We start from the raw sequence: 13,898 nt of genomic DNA on the forward strand, positions 1-13,898 counted from the left end.
CCCTCACCCGCCGGACGGTGAAGCCCTACCGGAGGGTGAAGATCCGGCGCACCACGCGGCCGTCGGCCAGGGCATCAAGGCTCTCGTTCAGGTCGCCGAGATCCCGGGTATCGGTGTGGAGGAGCTCGACCGGCAGCTTCCCCTCCCGCCAGAGGGCAAGGTAGGCGGGAATGTCCCGGGCAGGGACCGAGTCTCCCATGTAGGAGCCGAGCAGTCGTTTGCCGGCACCGGCGAACTGCAGGGCCTGGGTGGTGATGGTCTGGTCGGGGTGCGGCAAACCGACCGATATGAGGGCGCCCCCGCGGGTCAACAGTGCCAGGCACGCCTCCATCACCCGCCCGCTGCCCACCGCCTCGAGCGCCACATCCACCCCGTCGCTGCCCAGGGCCCGCACCAGCTCTGCTGCCTCGTCGGGGGCGCCCACCGTGGTCGCCCCGCAGCGCAGCGCCAGGTCACGCTTCGCGGGCAGCGGGTCGATAGCGATCACCGAGGTACCGGGCACCTGCGCGGCAGCCATCACGGCCATCAGCCCCACAGCGCCGAGCCCGAACACAATGACCGACTGCCCCTCGGACACCTGGGCCGTGTTCAACACCGCGCCGATGCCGGTGAGCGCCGCGCATCCGAACATCGCCGCCACATCGAAGGGGACGTCGTCGTCAATCACCACCACCGACTCACGTGCCACCACCGCGTACTCCGAGAACGCCGAAACGCCGAGGTGGTGGTTGATCCGGTCACCCTCTGCGGTCCGCAACAGAGCGGGCCCGTGCAGCAGGTCGCCACTGCCGTTGACCTCGGCGGCCCGGTGGCAGAGGGCGGGACGGCCGGCGTCGCACGCGCGACAGGACCCGCAGCTAGGCACGAACACCAGCACCACCCTCTCACCCACTGTGATATCGGCGACATCAGGGCCCACCACGTCGACGACGCCGGTCGCCTCATGTCCCAGCGCCATCGGCAGCGGCCGCACCCGTGAGCCGTCAATCACCGACAGGTCGGAATGGCACAGGCTAGCCCGCTCGATCCTTACGCGTACCTCGCCCGATCGTGGTGACGGGACCTCGAGTTCCTGCAGATGGAGGGGAGTGCTGCCCGCGTAGGGGCGGACAGCGCCGGCTTCGTGGAGGACTGCGCTGCGCATCGTTGAGGAGTTCATGGGTTCAATGTACGGCCTGAGGCTGCCTTGCCGTCCACCCCCTCGCAAACTACCGTGAGTACACGCCATCTGCACGAGGAGAACTGACCGCATGGACGTATCCCCAATTGTTTGGGCTTTAACGATCGCCGGGATTGTGGGGCTGCTGCTCTTCGACTTCTTCTTCCACGTCCGCAAGGCGCACACCCCCACCCTGAAAGAGGCAGCGGTGTGGTCCTCGATCTACGTGGGCATCGCAATCCTCTTCGGTCTCGGCGTCCTGATCTTCGGCGGACCCACCATGGGAACCGAGTACTTCGCCGGCTATGTGACCGAGAAGGCCCTGTCGGTCGACAACCTGTTTGTCTTCCTCATCATCATGGCCAGCTTCAAGGTGCCGCGCGCCGACCAGCAGAAGGTGCTGCTCTTCGGCATTGTGTTCGCCCTGATTGCCCGCACTGGGTTCATCTTCCTGGGAGCTGCGTTGATCAACCAGTTCGCCTGGATCTTCTACCTCTTCGGCCTGGTCCTGCTGATGACCGCCGGCAACCTGCTCAAGCCCACCAACGACGACGACCACGGCGACACCATAGTGGTCCGCCTGGCGAAGCGGTTCCTTCCCGCCACCGATCACTACGACGGCGACAAGCTGTTCACCATCGAGAACGGCAAACGCGTCCTCACCCCGATGCTGCTGGTCATGATCGCCATTGGCGGCACCGACATCCTGTTCGCGCTGGACTCCATCCCCGCCATCTTCGGCCTCACCCAGAACGTGTTCATCGTCTTCACGGCCACCGCGTTCTCCCTGATGGGGCTGCGCCAGCTGTACTTCCTGATCGACGGTCTGCTGGACCGCCTCATCTACCTGTCCTACGGGCTCGCGATCATCCTTGGTTTCATTGGTGTGAAGCTCATCCTCCACGCCCTGCACGAGAACAACCTGCCGTTCATCAACGACGGCGAGCCGGTTCCGGTGGTCGAGATCTCCACCGGGTTGTCGCTCACTGTCATCCTCGGCGTCCTTGCCGTCACGGTCCTCGCGTCGATCTTCAGCCCCAAGGGCAAGGCAAAGACCGCGGTCCGCGGCGCGAAGCGCCACGCCACCGAGTACCTGGACCTCGGTTACGAGACCAACATCGACGAGCGAGAGAAGATCTTCGGCCGCATGGTCGAGGAGGAAAAGATGTTGCGCGACCTTCCAGAGAAGTACAAGAAGCTCATCCGCAACGAGACCGAGTTCATGGATCTCATCAAGAAGGCCCACGAGTCCCACGGTGCGGCGGTCGATCGGGAGCCAACCCGTGAATCCGGCGTCAGCGGCCCGACCAAGATCTGACTAAGGGCAATAACCCTCTGAGGGCGGCCTCGCAGCGATGAGCTGCGGGGCCGCCCTTTCACATGGTGCCGGAGGCTAGCTGCGGGTGGTGGCCAGCTCAGCAGCCGTAGGGTCTCCCGGCGTATCGGTGCCCCTGATGGATTCGCCGGCGGTCTCGCGGACAAACGGCATCGCGATCATGCCGATCAGGCAGGCGGCCATCATGTAGAACGCGGGAACCAGCAGGTTCCCCGTGGATTCGATCAACGCCTCGTTGGCCAGTGGTGCGGTGCCCCCGAACAGCGCGGTCGCGAGGTTGTAGGTCACCGCGAACCCGGCGAACCGCACATGGGCCGGGAACATGGCGGGGAAGGTCGCGGAAATGGTGGCCAACTGCAGCACATAGAGGATGCCCAGCACAGCGAACCCGATCAGCGCCCCGGTGAACCCGGTGCCGATCAGCATGTACATCGGCAGCGCGGCAACGAAGAGGCCAACCAGGGAGACCCACCACAGCGGTTTGCGGCCCACCCGGTCCGAGAGCGCTCCGGCAAACGGGATCAGCAGCATCATGACCACCTGCCCGATCAGGATCAGGGTGAGGGACCCGTCGTCGGACAGGCCGATCTGATTCTGCAGGTAGGTGGGCATGTAGCTGAGGAGGGTGTAGTTGGCGACGTTGAGCGCGATGACCAGCCCCGCCATGGTGAGGACCGGACGCCAGTACTTGCTGGCCAGATGCTTGAGGGTGGTGGGTCCGCTGTCCTCGGTGCCCGACTCGTTCTCAAGTTCACGGAAGACCGGGGTGTCCTCCAGCTTGGACCGCAGGTACCAGCCGATGAGTCCCATCGGTCCGGCGATCAGGAAGGGAATGCGCCAGCCCCAGTCGGTCATCGCTTCAGCGCCGAGGAGGATCTGCAGGAACAGGGTGACGGCAGTGCCGAGGGCGAATCCGAAGATCGTACCGAACTCAAGGAAGCTGCCGAGGAATCCGCGTTTCTTGTCGGGGGAGTACTCGGCCATGAACGTCGCGGCACCGCCGTACTCGCCGCCGGTGGAGAAGCCCTGCAGGATGCGCAGGGCCACCAGCAGGGCCGGAGCCCAATAACCGATTTGGTCAAAGGTGGGCAGCAGTCCGATGGAGAAGGTGGCGCCCGCCATCAGGATGATGGTCAGCGACAGGACGGCCTTGCGTCCCAGCCGGTCTCCCAGCGGGCCCCAGATGAACCCGCCGAAGGGCCGCGCCAGGAACGAAATGGCGAAGGTGGCAAGCGCCCACTCGGCTCCGCCGGGGAAGAAGTTAGCGGTGATGTAGGTGAGGACTACCGCGTACACGCCGTAGTCGTACCACTCGGTGGCGTTGCCTACTGCCGATGCGCCAATGGCCCGTCGGATGGTCTTCTTGCCTTCCGGAGTGTCAGTCTCCGGAGTATCGAACCCGCCTGTGGGTGGTTGGTTTTCGGCAGTCAAATGTGTCTCCGTCCTGAGTGCGTGGGCCCGTTCGACAACCTCAGGAAGGGACAAACAGGGGAAGGTCAGCCATCAACCCTAGCGACGCGGCCGCTCGATGGCTAACGCACACCAGATCCTGCCCGCCGCGGGCATGGGCGGGAGACGTGTTGGGGAAGGGACGGTGCTACTCGCGATCAGGGAATGAGGGCGGCGATGATGTCCGCGACCGGTCCGGTGCGGGCATTCCGGTAGCCAGTTCCTGCCCACAGATGCAGTGCTTGCTGATCGTTGTTGGCTAAAGCGGCCGCGCGTAGCGGCGCGGTGATGTAGTGGATCTGCGGGTAGGCGGGGCAGCGTCTATCGTGTTCGTCCATGAACCGGTTCCTCAAGCCCCGGGCAGGACGCCCGGTGAAGGCCCAGGTAACTTTCGTTTCGGTGAAAGCGGGGTCGCGGAGGGCTGCGCGGTGGGCTGCGTTCGTTCCGGCTTCGTCAGCGAGGAGTAATGCGGTGCCGAGTTGGACGGCAGCCGCCCCAGTGTCGAGGATCTCCTGTACCTCCTGGCGCGTGCTGATCCCTCCTCCTGCGATGATCGGAAGGTTGAGAGTTGCGCTGATTGACCTGATCAGATCCGGGAGCGGTTCGGTGCCAGGGTCTGCGGCCGGATCGAAGGTGGCCCGGTGACCACCGGCGTGAGGTCCCTGCACGATGAGTGTTCGAGCCCCGCGCTCGGCCGCGGTCTGCGCTTCCGCTGAGGAGGTGACGGTAACCGCTGTGTGGATGCCCGATCGGTTGAGGGCAGTGAGCACATCGGCTTCTGGGCAGTTGAAAGTGAAGGACACGACGTCGGGTCTGAGATCGTTAATGACCTTGAGCTTGCCCGTCCACATGTCGTCGTCCCATTTCTGGGCACCGACCTCTACGCCGTATCGGTCAGCGTCGTGCTGCAGTTCCCGACGGTAGGCCTCGAGCTCTTCCTCATCTGCGTCATTTGCTGCTACGACGAAGAGATTCACCCCGATAGGACCGTCGGTCAGCTTTCTCGTCGCGGTGACCTGGTCCGCGAGTTGCTGCGGGGTTTTGTACCCTCCGGCGAGGAATCCCAACCCACCGGCGTTCGTGACGGCAGCGACGAGTTCCGGTGTGGAGGGTCCTCCTGCCATCGGCGCCCCGATGATGGGACGATCAAGGTCCAATGGCTTGGGTAAAGAGGTCGGCCGGTTCACGCGAGACTGCCTTTCCACGGCGGCCTGTTCCTTCTGCCCTGTAGAGGAAAGGACCACCGGTCAGCGTTCAGCTGGTTATCTCCTCCACTGTAGGTACTCGGAGACGGAGAAGATATTGCTGCTCACGCAGACTTGCAAGCCGCTGCGGTGCTACTCGGCGCTGATCTGCCAGATGGCGTACTCGTCGGCGTGCAGGATCGCCCGGCGGCCGTCGGAGAGATCCCGGATCCAGACGATCCCGAGGCCGGGAGCCGTGTCTTCCACATAGCCGCTGTAGTGGACCTCGCGGTTACGGTGGGCCTCAATTTCGTCCCCCCGGTGCAGCATACCGAGGTCATGGATGCGGGTGATGGCGGTGGCGGTAAGCAGGGACATGGTGACTCCTTGGATCTGTGGCCAGGTAGGCGGGTCCGGCCGATGGTTTGATTCAACTCCTACGGTGTTGCGAGGGTGTTTCGGCCCGGTGAATTTGTCGCGACCGGCCCCGCGTGCCCGCGGCGGGACCGGCATTATTACCCAGGATTGCGCTCCACGACTGCCATGCCAGCAAATAGTTGCCTAAGCTACCAGGATGACCGAACCAGCCTTGCCGGACCCGGCATACCTCAACCAGATCGACGCCGACACCCAGCGCCGCCTCCTCACAGCCGTCCCCCCGACCTCAGACTTCGATGGCGCACCCGAGGACCTGCGTGCCGCCGTCGACAGCAATGTCGCAGCGCTGCACGATGACCTCCAGCGGATCGTGCACACCTTGCACGCCCACCCGGAGACCGCGTTTCAGGAGCACGACAGTGCACGCCTGATCGCCGACATCCTCACCGAACACGGGATCGACGCTGATCTTGGCGCCCACGGCGTCGAGACCGCCGTCCGAGCCGAGATCCGCGGGACCGGCGACGGACCCACCATCGCTGTCCTCAGCGAGTACGACGCGCTCCCGGGCATCGGGCACGCCTGCGGCCACAACGTCATCGCGGCGACCGGAGTGGGTGCCTTCCTGGCGCTCGCCGGGGTCCGGGACCGGCTCAACGGCACAGTCGTCTTCCTCGGCACCCCCGCTGAGGAGGGTCACTCCGGCAAGGAACTGCTGGCCCGCAACGGGGCGTTCGACGGCGTCGACGCCGCCATTATGGTCCACCCCTACGGCTACGATTTGGCGGACCAGGTCTGGCTGGGGCGCCGGCTGCTCACCATCACCTTCACCGGTATCGCCGCGCACGCCTCCGCCCAGCCGTTCATGGGGCGCAACGCGCTCGACGCCGCCAGCCTCACCTACCAGGGCATTGGCCTGCTCCGCCAACAGCTGCCACCCTCGGACCGTGTCCACAGCAACATCACCGAGGGCGGGCGCAGCCCCAACATCATCCCGGACACCGCGGTGATGAAGCTGTACGCCCGCTCGAAATACCCGGAGACGCTGAAGGACCTCAGCAAGCGGCTGGAAGACATTGCCCGCGGTGCGGCCCTGATGACCGGCACCACCGTGGAGCTGGACTGGGACCAGCACCCGCCGTCGCTCCCTATCCGCACCAACGATGCGCTCACCGGCCGCTGGGTCGAATCGCAGCAGCGGCGCGGACGAAGTCCGCTTCCCGCCGGAGTGGTCTCGGACACGCTTGCCGCCTCCACCGACTTTGGCAACGTCAGCTACCGCATCCCGGGCATCCACCCGTTGATCAAGATCGCCGACCAGAGCACCGCCCTGCACACCACCGACTTCGCTGCCGCTGCCGCGTCCGACGCGGCGGTGCAGGGAGCGTACGACGGCGCCGCCGGCCTCGCGCTGACAGCCCTGGATTACCTGATGGACCCGGTACTGCAGCAGCAAGTCCGGCAGGAGTTCGAGGAGCAGGGCGGGGCCATCGACGTCCCGTCCTACTTCGACTGACGTCCAGAACCGCCGGCACGACCCGCCCTCCTCAACTGAAACCCGCGTGAAATAAGTCAAGGGAGCACCACCCATGTCCAGTACCGCCAGCGCACCGCGCGGATTCACCGACAAGTTCCTCAACGGGGTGGAACGGGTCGGCAACAAGCTGCCCGACCCGTTCATGCTCTTCCTGATCCTGTTTGGCATCACCGCCGCAGTGTCGACGGCGATGGCGTGGGCGAACGTCACCGTCCAGCTGCCCGGCAGCGATGAGATCACCGAGATCAAGGGTCTCTTCACCGCCGAGGGTCTCACCTGGCTTACCACCAACCTGGGCCCGAACTACCTTGGCTTCCCGCCGCTCGCCACCGTGCTGCCAATCCTCCTGGCGGTGGGTGTGGCTGAGAAGTCAGGCTTGCTGGGAGCCATGATCCGGCGGGCCTTCGGCAGCGCGCCGCGCTGGGCGCTGCCGTACGCCGTCGGCGTTGTCGGGGTGATGGGTTCGATCATGTCGGACGCCGCGTTTGTGGTGATCCCTCCGCTGGCGGCCCTGGTGTTCAAGGCCGCCGGCCGTCACCCGGTAGCGGGTCTGCTGGGCGGTTTCGCCGCTGCTGGCGCTGGCTACTCGACAAACGTGCTGGTGACCAGCCTCGACGCCCTCTTCGCGGGCATCACGACGGCGGTCACCGAGACGCTGCCCAACGCCGGGTCCCCGGTGACCCCCGTGTCGAACTACTTCTTCAATGTGGTGGCCTCGGTGGTGCTGATGCTGATCGCCGGGTTTGTGATCGACAAAATCCTTGAGCCCCGGCTGGAACGTCAGGGCATCCCCCGCGATGAAATCCGCGACGAAGACGCACCCGCTGCGCCCACCAGCGCCGAGCTCAGTGCCGACCTGACGGCCACCGAGTCCAAGGGCCTGCGGTGGGCACTGATCGGCGGGGCGATCCTCGCCGCCGTGCTGGTGGTGGCGTTCACCCTTCCCGCCTCACCGTGGCGGAACGAGGACGGCGGGTTCCTGCCCACCTCCCCGCTGCTGAGCTCCATCGTGTTCGTGGTGTTCAGCATGTTCGTGGTGCCGGGGCTGGTCTACGGCAAGATTGTCGGCACGATCACCACCGGCCGGGACATCCCGCGGGTGATGGGCGAGGCGATCAAGGACATGGCCGGGTTCCTGGTGCTGGCGTTCATCCTGGGGCAGTTCATCGCCCTGTTCAACTGGTCGGGGATCGGGCAGTGGATCGCGGTTGCGGGCGCCGGGGGACTGGAAGCGATCGGGTTGACCGGCTATCCGGCCATCCTGGGTTTCATCCTGCTGGCCTCGCTGCTGAACCTGTTCATCATCTCCGGGTCCGCGATGTGGACGCTGATGGCCGCCGTCTTCGTGCCCCTGTTTGTGCTGCTCGGGTACGAGCCCGCCTTCATCCAGGCCGCGTTCCGGGTGGGCGACTCGGCCACCCAGGTGATCACCCCGCTGAACCCCTACATGATCGTTCTCCTGACGATGCTGCGGAAGTACGAGCCGGACGCCGGCCTGGGCACCCTGATGGCGCGGATGCTGCCCTTCGTGGTGCCTTTCTGGCTGGCGTGGGTGGCCATCCTGAGCGTGTTCTTCTTCCTTGACCTGCCGCTGGGACCCGGCAACGGCATCTTCCTGCCCGAGTAACCAGGATCACTGGTCAAACTCGCCCGGTCGAACGGAATAGGCCCGCAGGCCGAGCGGTTATGCCTAACGAACCCAAGCTGGAGGTACATCGTGACCAAGATTTTTGCCCTGCATGAGAACCCTGAATGGTTCCCACCCTTCGCGAAGGCTTTCGAGGCCGAGGGCGTCGAAGTGGAAGAGTGGCTGCTCACCGACGGCGTGCTCGACCTGGACCAGGTGCCACCCGAGGGCATCTTCTGGTCCCGGATCAGCGCTTCGTCGCACACCCGCGATCACCATCTCTCGAAGGATTACGCCCGGGCCGTCCTGTCCTGGCTGGAAGCGCACGGCCGCCGTACAGTGAACGGCCGCCGAATCCTCGAGCTGGAAATGAGCAAGATCGACCAGTTGACGGCGCTGAAGGCGGCCGGCATCGACACGCCCCGGACCGTCGCGGCCATCGGCAAGGACCGGATCCTCGACGCCGCGGCAGGCTTCCCGACCCCCTTCATTACCAAGCACAACCAGGGCGGCAAAGGCCTCGGCGTCCGGAAGTTTGAGAGCCACGAAGAGCTGGCCGAATACGTCGGCTCGTCCGAGTTTGAGGAACCCCAGGACGGCATCACCCTGATCCAGGAGTTCATCCAGGCAGCCGAACCCATCATCACCCGGGTCGAAATCGTCGGCGGTGAGTTCATCTACGCCATCCAGGCCGACACGGCGCGCGGCGGCTTCCAGCTGTGCCCGGCTGACGCCTGCGCGATCGACCCGGTGACCGGCAAACCCATCATGCCGCCCGGCGCCACGATCCAACCCGAGGAAGGCCAGCAGCTCTTCAGTATCCGCGAGGGCTTCGACCACCCGATTATCGAGAAGTACCTCGAGTTCGCGCGACGGAACAACATCGAGGTGTGCGGGATCGAGTTCATCGAGACCGCCGACGGCAGGGTCCTCACCTACGACGTGAACACCAACACCAACTACAACGCGGTGGTTGAGGCCGAGGCGCCCCGCTCAGCCCCGGGCGCACTTGTGAAGTACCTCTCTGGGCTCGCCGCTCCCGCGCCCGAACCTGCGCTTCGCTAGGGTAGGCGCACAGGGACGACGCATCCGAGGACGACGACGGCCCGCCAGCAACGCGTCGTCGTCCGGACCGGGAGGGGTTGAGCAATGAAGAAGAGTGACCTGCCGAGCACGCTGCAGCGCTCCGGGAAGAAGGCACAGGACACCTTCGCCAAGACTCTTGAGTCTGCGGAGGAGGAATACGGTGAAGGGGAGCGGGCTCACCGGACCGCCTTCAGTTCGCTGAAACACACGCACGAGAAGGTGGGTGACCACTGGGAACCCAAAGAGGAGAGCGGCCCATCTGATGCTGCCTCCGAGCGTGGCGGGCAGAACCCGGGGGAGACAGCCGGAGGAGTAAACGCGAACGCCTCCAAAGCGCACCTATACGGGATTGCTAAAACCCTCAAGGTTCAGGGCCGTTCGCGGATGACGAAGGCCGAATTGGTGGAGGCCATCCAGCGGGCCAACGACCGCGAGACGCGACGGGCACGGGACACCTGACCTATTACGCAACACAAACATTTCGTAATCATCGCGAGGATAGGTTAGCCTTACTTCGTCGCGTCCGAACGGGCGTGAGTCACAGTTTCCCGAAAGTCGAGGAGCCCCTCCATGGCCCCCACCCGCATGCGCGGTTTCGCTGCCGCCGCGACAGCCGCCGCCGCCATCCTGGCCCTATCCGCCTGCAGTACCGGTCCCGCCGATGATGGCTCAGCGACCGACGCCCCTACCGCTGCTGGCGCGGCAGACCAGTTCCCCGTCACCATTGAGCACGCGTACGGCGAGACGGTCATCGAGGAACTGCCCGAGCGCGTGGCCACCGTTGACTGGGTCAACGCGGACGTCACCCTGGCCCTCGGCGTCGTTCCCGTCGGCATGCAGAGCGACGAGTACGGCGGCAACGAGAACGCCTCCACGCCGTGGAAGGATGCCAAGCTCGAAGAGCTCGGCGCCGCGATCGGCACCGACAACGCCCCGGTCCAGTACTCGGAAGCCGATGGGTACGCCTTCGACGAGGTCGCCGCGACCAACCCCGACGTCATCCTGGCCGCCTACTCAGGCCTGACCCAGGAGGACTACGACACCCTGAGCGCCATCGCGCCGGTTGTCGCGTTCCCCGAGGTCGCCTACGGCACCCCGTGGCAGGAATCGACCCGCATCATCGGCGAGGCACTGGGCCTGACCGATGAGGCCGAAGAACTGATCACCGAGACCGAAGAGACAGTGGCCTCCGCCGCCGCCGACTACCCGTCGATCGTGGGCAAGACCTTCATCTACGGCAACCTTGATCCGGCTAGTGCCGAAGGCGTGAGCATCTACACGGCCAACGACAACCGGCCGCGCTTCCTGGAGTCAATCGGGATGGTCCAGGCCGACGTCGTCACCGACAACACCGAGGGCTCGGAAGAATTCTTCATCGCCTGGTCTGCCGAGCGGGCGAACGAGCTGGAGTCGGACATCTTCGTGACCTGGGTGCCCGACGAGGCCACCACTGAGGCCATCGCCGAGGACCCCCTGCTGAGCCAGATCCCGGCCGTGGAGTCCGGTGCACTGGTCGCCGACCCCGACAACACCCTCACCCTGTCCATCTCCGCGGCGAACCCGCTGAGCCTCCCCTGGGCGCTGGACACCTTCCTCCCCATGCTGGACGAGGCAGCCCAGGCCGCCGAAGGCTAAACCTCCCGCTTCAAAGACGGCCCTCAGGGCAAGGCCCGCCGCGTGCACGCGGCGGGTCTACTCCTGGGGGCCGTTTCTGTGCCCGCGGCTGCGAGGCGTGCAGCTCCAGTTGCTCTCAGGGGTCATCCTCGGATGAAATAGGATCAGCACACTTAGTTTCATCAAGGATGGAGATGCACCATGGCACAACCGGACATTCAGGAACTTCAGGAAGCCACCGCCTGGGACGCCGACGGCGAGAAGCTGGGCGAGGTGTCGCAGGTCCACCTCGACGGCCGCACCGGCGAGCCCGTATGGCTGACCGTTCCGCTGGGGCTGTTCAACACCCGTGAGCACTTCATCCCCTACCAGGGTGCACGGCTCGACGGCGGCGACCTCCACGTTGCGTACACCAAGGACAAGATCAAGGACGCCCCAGACCTGGAGGCGGCGTCGGAACTCACCGACGAGCAGATGGCTACCCTCAGCGAGTACTACGGAATCTAGGGCCATGCCCCCTCCGGGAGCCCGTTAAACCGCAAACGCGCCCGCCGTCAGCGGGGAGCTGCCAGCCTTTAGTGGCCGGTTTTCTCCCCCTGACTGCGGGCGCGCTGCGTTGGTAAAGCGTGTGAGGCTGGTTCCCTAGAACACGTCGACCAGCCGGCCGACCACAAACAGGACGATGCACGCCGCAAAAACCACGCCGATGCCGATCAGCCACGGGAGCGGGTTGTTCGACTTTGAGGTGCCCTCGTCGTGACCCTGGGGTCCCACGGTTGAGGATTCGCCCGGAGGGGTTTCGCCCGGGGGGACGCCGCCGCCCGGCTCTAGCCCGGTGATCTTGTCGCCCTGTGGATCGGGATTCTGTCCTGTCATGCGGTGCCTCCTAGATTTCCCAATCAGACCTCTTGGGTGATGGATCTTTCGTGTCACGCGGCGTCCAGGACATAGTGATATCGGCCCCTTCTTCTGTTTCACGGACAAACAGATGAAGGTCCTCACCGTAAAGGTTCTCGTTTTCGACCACGTCACCCGCCTCGTGGGCCAACTCCACCAGACGGCTGATGGCCACCGCCATGGCACGGCCCCAGTCGTGTGGATGCTTGCTTGACGATTCCTCGGTTACAGAGAACTTTCTATCCATAGTTGCCATTGTGCTCCTTAGGTCTCTGCAGTGGGAACGCCAGTGAGGCAGCGGGTTCATGCCCCACAACAAAGAATGGTAAGTCCCCTGTGCAGTTTCGGAATGATCCAACCCTAGCAGCACAGCCGTTCACAATGACCGGGCAATTGCGTGCGGCCAGAGCGGGCGTGGTAGATCCTTAGATATGCCTGCATCCCCTTCCGCACCCCAGACACCGCCTACTTCAGCCGACCCTGCGGCCGAGGAACGCAGCGCCCGGATTGCCGTCACGTTGTTTCCGCTGCTGATTCTCGCGGGCGGCGCGGTGGCTGTCCTGACACCGGGGACGTTCGCAGGAATGGGACCCTGGATCAACCCGCTGCTCGGGCTGATCATGTTCGGGATGGGGCTGACGCTCACCCCGCCGGACTTCGCGCTGATCGCCAAACGTCCCATCCCGGTCGTCATCGGTGTGGTGGCCCAGTTCATGATCATGCCGCTGCTCGGCTGGCTCATTGCAACCGCGCTGGGGTTGCCGCCGGCGTTGGCGGCCGGGGTGATCCTGGTGGGATGTTGCCCTGGCGGCACTGCCTCCAACGTGGTCGCCTACCTGGCGAAGGGCGACGTTGCCCTGTCGGTGGCCATGACCTCGGTATCGACCCTGATCGCGCCCCTGTTCACCCCGGTGCTGGCGCTCTGGCTCGCAGGCCAGTACATGCCGGTCGACGCCGGCTCGATGGCCTTCTCGATTGTGCAGATTGTCCTGCTTCCCGTCCTGCTGGGTCTGGTGGTGCGCCGCTTCCTGCCCGGGGTAGTCGCCACATGTCTCCCGGCACTGCCCTGGCTGTCGGTCGGAGCGATCACCCTCGTGGTCATCGCGGTGGTCTCCGGAAGTGCCGGGATCATCTTCTCGGCTGGACTGCTGGTTCTGGTGGCCGTCATCGCACACAACGGCCTGGGGTACGCGCTGGGCTACGGCGCCGCACGCCTGTTCAAACTGCCGATCGCCTCGCGGCGGACCACGGCGATCGAGGTCGGCATGCAGAACTCCGGTCTCGCCGCTGGCCTCGCCCGCCAGTACCTGACCCCCGAGGCCGCCCTGCCCGGCGCCATCTTCTCCATCTGGCACAACGTCTCCGGGGCGGTGCTGGCCGCCTACTGGCGGCGTCGGGACGCGCGTAACACTGCGCCACGCGACCAGCAGCCCGTCGGCTAGGAGACCATCCCGGTCAGGTTCAGGACCAGCAGGGCCAGCGAAACGAATAGGCCGGTGGCGACGGCGACGCCCGCCGTGTAGACCCACCACTGGCGGGAGCCGACCGGATGACTCTCCTGGTGGGCCCGTGACTCAGTGATCCCAATGAAGTCGAGAACTCTCCGCACCTTGCCCGGTTCCTGTGTCATC

15 protein-coding genes are annotated in these 13,898 nt (G+C 65.2%); 8 read left to right on the top strand and 7 right to left on the bottom strand.

Annotated features, from left to right (window positions below; translation table 11 throughout):
* Positions 1–25: 25 nt before the first annotated feature.
* Complete coding sequence (locus tag HMI58_RS05450; protein ID WP_171618498.1) at positions 26–1,144, bottom strand: alcohol dehydrogenase catalytic domain-containing protein; 1,119 nt, start codon at positions 1,142–1,144, stop codon at positions 26–28.
* 106 nt (positions 1,145–1,250) lie between these two features.
* On the opposite strand from HMI58_RS05450, the gene HMI58_RS05455 reads away from it, so the two are divergent.
* Positions 1,251–2,477 (top strand): TerC family protein, encoded by a 1,227-nt coding sequence (locus HMI58_RS05455; RefSeq protein ID WP_171584573.1) that lies wholly within the window; start codon positions 1,251–1,253, stop codon positions 2,475–2,477.
* Positions 2,478–2,552: 75 nt separating this feature from the next.
* Here HMI58_RS05455 and HMI58_RS05460 read toward each other — a convergent pair whose 3' ends face one another.
* The 3 genes from HMI58_RS05460 to HMI58_RS05470 all read right to left on the bottom strand — a co-directional run bounded on the left by HMI58_RS05460 (position 2,553) and on the right by HMI58_RS05470 (position 5,506).
* Positions 2,553–3,926, bottom strand: coding sequence for an MFS transporter (locus HMI58_RS05460; RefSeq protein WP_171618415.1), 1,374 nt, complete (start codon positions 3,924–3,926; stop codon positions 2,553–2,555).
* A 176-nt stretch (positions 3,927–4,102) separates the two neighbouring features.
* The gene (locus HMI58_RS05465; RefSeq protein ID WP_318779142.1) at positions 4,103–5,149 is read right to left on the bottom strand and encodes a nitronate monooxygenase; all 1,047 of its coding nucleotides are present in this window, start codon (positions 5,147–5,149) and stop codon (positions 4,103–4,105) included.
* Between the two features lie 132 nt (positions 5,150–5,281).
* A complete protein-coding gene (locus tag HMI58_RS05470; RefSeq protein ID WP_171584575.1) occupies positions 5,282–5,506 on the bottom strand; it encodes a hypothetical protein in 225 nt (74 codons plus the stop codon).
* Between the two features lie 196 nt (positions 5,507–5,702).
* Between HMI58_RS05470 and HMI58_RS05475 the strand changes: the two genes are divergently transcribed.
* The 6 genes from HMI58_RS05475 to HMI58_RS05500 all read left to right on the top strand — a co-directional run bounded on the left by HMI58_RS05475 (position 5,703) and on the right by HMI58_RS05500 (position 11,877).
* A complete protein-coding gene (locus HMI58_RS05475; protein WP_171618416.1) occupies positions 5,703–7,022 on the top strand; it encodes a M20 family metallopeptidase in 1,320 nt (439 codons plus the stop codon).
* A gap of 73 nt (positions 7,023–7,095) precedes the next feature.
* Positions 7,096–8,670, top strand: coding sequence for an AbgT family transporter (locus tag HMI58_RS05480; RefSeq protein ID WP_171584577.1), 1,575 nt, complete (start codon positions 7,096–7,098; stop codon positions 8,668–8,670).
* 90 nt (positions 8,671–8,760) lie between these two features.
* Positions 8,761–9,735, top strand: coding sequence for an alpha-L-glutamate ligase (locus tag HMI58_RS05485; RefSeq protein WP_171584578.1), 975 nt, complete (start codon positions 8,761–8,763; stop codon positions 9,733–9,735).
* Positions 9,736–9,819: 84 nt separating this feature from the next.
* Positions 9,820–10,215 (top strand): ChaB family protein, encoded by a 396-nt coding sequence (locus HMI58_RS05490; RefSeq protein ID WP_171618417.1) that lies wholly within the window; start codon positions 9,820–9,822, stop codon positions 10,213–10,215.
* A 111-nt stretch (positions 10,216–10,326) separates the two neighbouring features.
* Entirely contained in the window at positions 10,327–11,391 is a 1,065-nt protein-coding gene (locus HMI58_RS05495) for an ABC transporter substrate-binding protein (RefSeq protein WP_171618418.1), read from the top strand.
* A 180-nt stretch (positions 11,392–11,571) separates the two neighbouring features.
* Positions 11,572–11,877: a PRC-barrel domain-containing protein gene (locus HMI58_RS05500; RefSeq protein WP_171584581.1), complete on the top strand. Its 306-nt coding sequence runs from the start codon at positions 11,572–11,574 to the stop codon at positions 11,875–11,877.
* A gap of 135 nt (positions 11,878–12,012) precedes the next feature.
* On the opposite strand, the gene HMI58_RS05505 is transcribed toward HMI58_RS05500, so the two are convergent.
* A complete protein-coding gene (locus HMI58_RS05505) occupies positions 12,013–12,246 on the bottom strand; it encodes a DUF6480 family protein (protein WP_171584582.1) in 234 nt (77 codons plus the stop codon).
* Between the two features lie 10 nt (positions 12,247–12,256).
* Positions 12,257–12,523 carry a hypothetical protein gene (locus HMI58_RS05510; protein WP_171584583.1) on the bottom strand — a complete coding sequence of 89 codons (267 nt, stop codon included), beginning with the start codon at positions 12,521–12,523 and terminating at the stop codon, positions 12,257–12,259.
* Between the two features lie 175 nt (positions 12,524–12,698).
* Between HMI58_RS05510 and HMI58_RS05515 the strand changes: the two genes are divergently transcribed.
* Positions 12,699–13,709 (top strand): bile acid:sodium symporter family protein, encoded by a 1,011-nt coding sequence (locus HMI58_RS05515; protein WP_171618419.1) that lies wholly within the window; start codon positions 12,699–12,701, stop codon positions 13,707–13,709.
* Here the strand turns inward: HMI58_RS05515 and HMI58_RS05520 are convergent.
* On the bottom strand, positions 13,706–13,897 hold the full coding sequence (locus tag HMI58_RS05520; RefSeq protein ID WP_171618420.1) for a hypothetical protein: 192 nt from the start codon (positions 13,895–13,897) through the stop codon (positions 13,706–13,708). The two genes, HMI58_RS05515 and HMI58_RS05520, sit on opposite strands and share 4 nt — an antisense overlap.
* Position 13,898: the final 1 nt, after the last annotated feature.

The organism is Arthrobacter sp. 147(2020) (genome assembly GCF_013116715.1).
Taxonomy (GTDB): domain Bacteria; phylum Actinomycetota; class Actinomycetes; order Actinomycetales; family Micrococcaceae; genus Arthrobacter_D.

Bases quoted from the DNA above. Each gene is read 5' to 3' on its own strand.
- HMI58_RS05500 (WP_171584581.1), top strand. From the start codon at position 11,572: ATGGCACAACCGGACATTCAGGAACTTCAGGAAGCCACCGCCTGGGAC.
- HMI58_RS05505 (WP_171584582.1), bottom strand. From the start codon at position 12,246: ATGACAGGACAGAATCCCGATCCACAGGGCGACAAGATCACCGGGCTA.
- HMI58_RS05455 (WP_171584573.1), top strand. From the start codon at position 1,251: ATGGACGTATCCCCAATTGTTTGGGCTTTAACGATCGCCGGGATTGTG.
- HMI58_RS05510 (WP_171584583.1), bottom strand. From the start codon at position 12,523: ATGGCAACTATGGATAGAAAGTTCTCTGTAACCGAGGAATCGTCAAGC.
- HMI58_RS05495 (WP_171618418.1), top strand. From the start codon at position 10,327: ATGGCCCCCACCCGCATGCGCGGTTTCGCTGCCGCCGCGACAGCCGCC.
- HMI58_RS05480 (WP_171584577.1), top strand. From the start codon at position 7,096: ATGTCCAGTACCGCCAGCGCACCGCGCGGATTCACCGACAAGTTCCTC.
- HMI58_RS05515 (WP_171618419.1), top strand. From the start codon at position 12,699: ATGCCTGCATCCCCTTCCGCACCCCAGACACCGCCTACTTCAGCCGAC.
- HMI58_RS05470 (WP_171584575.1), bottom strand. From the start codon at position 5,506: ATGTCCCTGCTTACCGCCACCGCCATCACCCGCATCCATGACCTCGGT.
- HMI58_RS05475 (WP_171618416.1), top strand. From the start codon at position 5,703: ATGACCGAACCAGCCTTGCCGGACCCGGCATACCTCAACCAGATCGAC.
- HMI58_RS05490 (WP_171618417.1), top strand. From the start codon at position 9,820: ATGAAGAAGAGTGACCTGCCGAGCACGCTGCAGCGCTCCGGGAAGAAG.
- HMI58_RS05450 (WP_171618498.1), bottom strand. From the start codon at position 1,144: ATGCGCAGCGCAGTCCTCCACGAAGCCGGCGCTGTCCGCCCCTACGCG.
- HMI58_RS05520 (WP_171618420.1), bottom strand. From the start codon at position 13,897: ATGACACAGGAACCGGGCAAGGTGCGGAGAGTTCTCGACTTCATTGGG.